3 protein-coding genes are annotated in these 4,999 nt (G+C 70.7%); 1 reads left to right on the top strand and 2 read right to left on the bottom strand.

The window, feature by feature from the left end; genetic code table 11:
* A partial coding sequence (locus tag U9980_RS22165) for a hypothetical protein (protein ID WP_322769695.1) occupies positions 1 to 1,485 on the bottom strand: 1,485 nt, incomplete at its 3' end.
* A gap of 242 nt (positions 1,486 to 1,727) precedes the next feature.
* On the opposite strand from U9980_RS22165, the gene rfbD reads away from it, so the two are divergent.
* On the top strand, positions 1,728 to 2,603 hold the full coding sequence (gene rfbD, locus U9980_RS22160; RefSeq protein ID WP_322769694.1) for a dTDP-4-dehydrorhamnose reductase: 876 nt from the start codon (positions 1,728 to 1,730) through the stop codon (positions 2,601 to 2,603).
* A 107-nt stretch (positions 2,604 to 2,710) separates the two neighbouring features.
* On the opposite strand, the gene U9980_RS22155 is transcribed toward rfbD, so the two are convergent.
* The coding region (locus U9980_RS22155; RefSeq protein WP_322769693.1) for a tetratricopeptide repeat protein at positions 2,711 to 4,999 on the bottom strand (2,289 nt) is incomplete at its 5' end.

The raw sequence follows: 4,999 nt of genomic DNA, 5'->3' as shown, positions 1-4,999 counted from the left end.
CATGGCCAGCGCGCCGGCTAGGACGGCGAGGCCGGCCAGCCGCTCGCGTCCCTTGAGTAGTCGGCCAAGCCCACCGGCGGTGACCACGGCGATGCCGACGATGCCGAGGTACAGATATCGGCCCTGGATGGCGATCGCACGGGTGGACTCCAGGTAATCGGCATAGCTTCGCTGGCCGACCAGCAGATAGGCCAGGAAAACCGGCATGAGCAGGACCGGCACACGCACGTGAACCCCCAGGCGGGTAGGCCGCCGGCCAGGCCGGATCACGCCGGCGTCCCGGCGGTGGGTCAGCGCCGCGATGACACACCCGGTCACGGCGAGCGTCGCGGCGAGCGTCGCGACCCGGGACAGCGCAGGCGGTTCGAACATTCCCAGACCGCCCCAGAACCGACTGATGATCGTTCGCCAGAAGTAGCCGTACCAGGTGCCGAATGACTTCGGTAGCAGGATCGGTTCTCGCCGTGGTGGGTCAGTTGCCCATCCATTGGGCTCTATTGAGTGGTAGAGGATGTAATTGCGGACCCACCACCATCCGCCGGCTGCGCAGGCAAGCCCGATCGCGAGCAGCGCCGGCCGCCACGGCGGCGTGCGTACAACCGCGGCCCGCCCGGACCCGGTGGTCAGGGCGCAGCGGCGCCCGCGTGGTCCGCGTGGTCCGCGGGGCGCCGCCCAGCCGAGCGGATAGGCGATCGCGACCATCAGCACCAGCGGCAGAGCCAGCGCCTTGGTGAGTAGTGCTACGGTGAGTGACAGGGCGATGCCCACCGCTGTCCGCCGGCGCATGTCACCGGCCAGTACGCCGGCGATCAGTACTGTCAGCCCGCCGACCGAGAACATCAGCAGTCCGTCGTTGTTGAACGTGGCCCCGACCCGGGTCAGGCCGGGAACGGCGAGCGGCACTGCCGCGGCAGCCTGTGCCAACGGCTGGCAGAGCCCGAACCGCCGCGCGGCCGCCCAGGCGAGCAGGGGCAGGGGAGCGACAAGGCTGATGTTGAGCAGGCGCAGCGCCCAGACCTGCCGGTCATAGGCCCATCGCGACGATCCCGGCAGGGCCGCCAGCATGCCCGCCCCGACCACATAGATCATCGGCGGGTGCTGCACCATCTGGTTGGGCAGCCGGCCGTCCGTGACCGGCTCGGGGCCGCCCAGCGCATCAAAGGACAGGCGCCGGCCGCGGGGCGTCGGCCTGATCGCGGCGAATGGTGGATCACTGGGGGATCTGCGACCCGACTGGAACATCCCGGCGTACCGGCCGCGATCGAAGTCGTCCGAGGTGGCCGCGACCCCCTTCGCCATGATCCGGTCGCCCGGCGCCGGCCATCCACCGCCGTGGCGGAGCCCGTAGACCATGTCGACGTGTTGGGCCTCGTCGTAACCGGTCCAGGTCGGATATGTGAACGAGTAGGTCGCCAACAGCGTGAGGTGCAACGCTGTCAGCAGGACAACCCCCCGCGGTGGACGGGACCGGGCGCGGGTCAGCACGTCGTCGGGTGCTTGCCGGGGCGCCGGGGGTCTGATCGCTGCCTTCTCCGGACGACGGTGACGGCCAGACCTGGTTGGCCAGCCGTGCCCAACGGTCAGTAGGGCAACTTCAAGCCTGGGTGCACGGCTGATACTTTGTGTAATGAACCGATGGCGGTATGGTCATTTCATCCATGGTGGGTGATGGGATGGGCCGTGGATGATCATCCGGCGAGGTCTGCCACACTTACCTGGTGCGCGTGATGGTGACGGGAGCCGGCGGTCAGCTCGGAGCGGATCTCTGCCGGCTGCTGGAGTCCGATGAGCGGGTCCTTGCCTGGGCGGGTTTCACCCGCGCCGAGTTCGACGTCACCGACGCGGCCCGGGTGCGGGCGGTCATCGCGGACCAGGCCCGGCCCGCGAAGATCCAGGGTGGTCTCGTGGTGGTCAACACCGCCGCCTGGACGGACGTCGACGGCGCCGAGACCGACGAGACGGGCGCCTACGCCGCGAATGCTGCCGCTCCGGCGCAGCTGGCCGCAGCCTGTGCCGAGGTCGGCGCAACACTGGTTCACGTCTCCACCGACTACGTCTTCGACGGCACGGCGGACAAGCCGTACGAGGCCGATGCCCCCACCGCGCCGCGTTCAGCCTACGGGCGGACCAAGCTCGCCGGCGAGCAGGCCGTGCTCGCGCTGTGTCCGTCTGCCTATGTCGTGCGCACCGCCTGGGTGTACGGCGCGTCCGGGCGCAACTTCGTCCGGACGATCGCCAAGCTCGCGGCGGAGCGCGACACCCTGTCGGTGGTCGACGACCAGCAAGGGTCACCCACCTGGGCGGTGGACCTCGCCGCCGGGCTGATCGAGCTCGCGGCATCGGGGGTCAGACCGGGGATCTACCACTGCACCGGCGGTGGCGACACGACCTGGTACGGATTCGCTCGGGCGATCGTCACCGAGCTGGGGATGGACCCGGCGAAGGTCACGCCGACGACAACAGACGCGTTCCCCCGGCCGGCTCCGCGCCCGGCCTATTCGGTGCTGTCGTCCCGCTCGTGGAGCGACGCGGGCCTGACCCCGCTGCGTCCGTGGCGCGATGCGCTGGCCGCGGCTTTCCCCCAGATCACCCCTGCGCCGTAGGCCGGGAGTATCTCGACCGGCTCTAGGCAGACGTGTTGCGTTACGCCCTGGCTACGGTGCTGCCTGAACAGAACGACACCGGGATCACGACCGCCCTCGCACCCTTTCTACCGTTCACCTCCGCCCGGATCACCGGCCTGCCCGGTCCAGTGGGCGATGTTGTTCCGGGTGGTCAGGGTGTCGGGGTGGCCGGGGCCGAGAACCCGCTCCTGGTCGGGTAGCAGCTCTCGGAATAGCCGCAGCGCCTCGCCCGGATCACCGGTCTCCCCGGTCCAGTCGGCGATGTTGCCCCGGGTGGTGAGGGTGTTGGGGTGGTCGGGGCCGCGTGCGGTGCGGATGCGGGGGTACCACTCGGTCCAGCGGGTGAGGTTGGCGCGGGGGGTCGGTAGCGGCCGGCGTCGCAGGGCGCGGAGAGCGGCGCTGATCTGCCCGTTCTGCCACAGATATTCGGCTTCGGATCCAGCGGCCCACCGGTAAAGCGGATTGTCGGCGTAGATACCGGTGATGGGTGCGAGTTTCTCGACTTCGTTGAGCAGGATGCGCCGGCCCGCGGCCGGGTCGAGGGGCCGGCGGGTGTGGCGGCTGAGATGGTCGACGAGGGCGGGATGGAACAACCCGACCAGTTCACCGGCGGTGCCGGGTTGGGAGCGCACGACGAGCCGGCCCAGCCGGGCCAGGACGTCGCGGACGTCCTTCGGCCGGTCGGGTCCGTCGAGCCAGCCGCTGGCCCCGGCGAGCAGATCGATCGGGATCACCGGCCCGGCGCCGGCGGCGGTGAGCGGGGTCAGCACGGGCAGGAGGTTGGCGGTCCATTCGGTGGCGTCGTAGGCGCCGGCCTGGTCGATGCAGGCCTGGTCGATGATCCGGTCGAACAGCCCGGCCAGGAGCTCGGTCCGGCTGTCGCCGAGGTGTAGACGTTCGAGCAGGGTGTCGCGTTCGGTCTGGGTGAGCGCGGCGTAGGTGTCGGCGATCAGGCGTGCCAGCAGCCAGGCGCTGGCCCCGCGGGCGCACAGGTCCGCGAGGGTGTCGGCGGCGGCGGGCGGGACGCAGCGGCGCTGCAGGTAGCGAGCCAGACTGGCCGGGGCCGCGGTGTCGACCGTGAACTGCTGCCCGCCGGTCACCGCGGGGCCGGGCTCGCGGCTGGTCACGATCAGCCGCAGTCGGGGAAGGTCGGGATCCTCGGCCATGGCGACGAGAGCGGCTACGACGCCGTCGCCGGTGGTGTCGTCGAGCTGGTCGAGACCGTCGACACCCAGCCGGATGATCTCATCGCCGGGAAGGTGCCGCAGCGGCCCGGTCACGTCGTGGACGAGGGGCGGTTGCTGGTCCAGTGTGTCCGCGGGTTGGCTGTCGCGGTAGGCCGCCACGGCCATGCGGAACCCGGGGACGCTGTGATCGAGATTTTTGTGCAGAGCGTCGGTGAGGGAGTACAGGGTGGTGGTGCGGTCGAGATAGACCAGCGCATGGAGGAACCGGTCCGGGACCGTGGCCCTGGTCAGTTCAGGTCGGGCGAGCGCGCTGAGCAGCGTGGACTTGCCCGAGCCGGCCGGGCCGACCACGGCAAGCCAGCGGGCGCGGCTGGCGCGGGCGAGCAGCCCCTCCACCATCCGCGGGGTTTCCAGGCCGGTGGTGAGGTCGTCGGCCATCGCGCCCGCCGGATCGCCCGGGGGTGGGATACGGCCGGGGGCACGCTGCCGGTTGGGCGCCAGCCACAACCCGGGATCGCCTTCGTCGGTGACTCGATGGCCGTCGAACGTGCTGCGCTGCGGTGACTGGCCGCGGCACGTGATCAGGTCATGGGCGTCCTGGCAGCCGATCCATGCACCGCGCCCGGCGTGCCCGGCGTGCAGCAGTTCGGTCAGCGCTCGGGTGAAGCAGCCGTCCGCGGCGGGCCGATCATCAGTCGCGGTCAGGAGGTCGAACCTGCTCCCCGCGGCCATGGCGACCGAGGCCACCCCGTGGGCGACCTCCACCGCGGCCTGCCCGCTGTGGCAGGCGTCGAGCAGAACGACCAGCCCGTCGATCTGGTCATGGTCGCGGAGGAGTTCCCGTAGGCGTTGCCCGACCAGCCACGCGTTGTCGGTCGACGGGCGGTCCGGGTCGGCGCAGTCGTAGGGCAGGAGGTAGAAGTCGGACAGGCCCGTCGCGGTGGACCCGTCGAACCCGACCTGCCCATGGCCCACGAACGCGAGGAACAACGCCGACCCGTTGTCATGGGCGAACCGGAACGCCGTCATGACCCGAGCGGCCATGTCCGACAGCGTCGGGTTGAGGACGAGCCCTGGCTGGTCGCCGAGCGCGGATCCGCAGCCACCCACCAGGGGGTCGGTGAACGCGGCGTACAGTTCCTGCGCCAGCGTGGGTAGGAATGACAGGTCCCCCAGCGCCTCGCACTG

It is taken from the genome of Protofrankia sp. Cr1, assembly GCF_963555865.1.
GTDB lineage: Bacteria > Actinomycetota > Actinomycetes > Frankiales > Frankiaceae > Protofrankia.
This window is presented reverse-complemented; position numbering and strand designations above follow the sequence as displayed.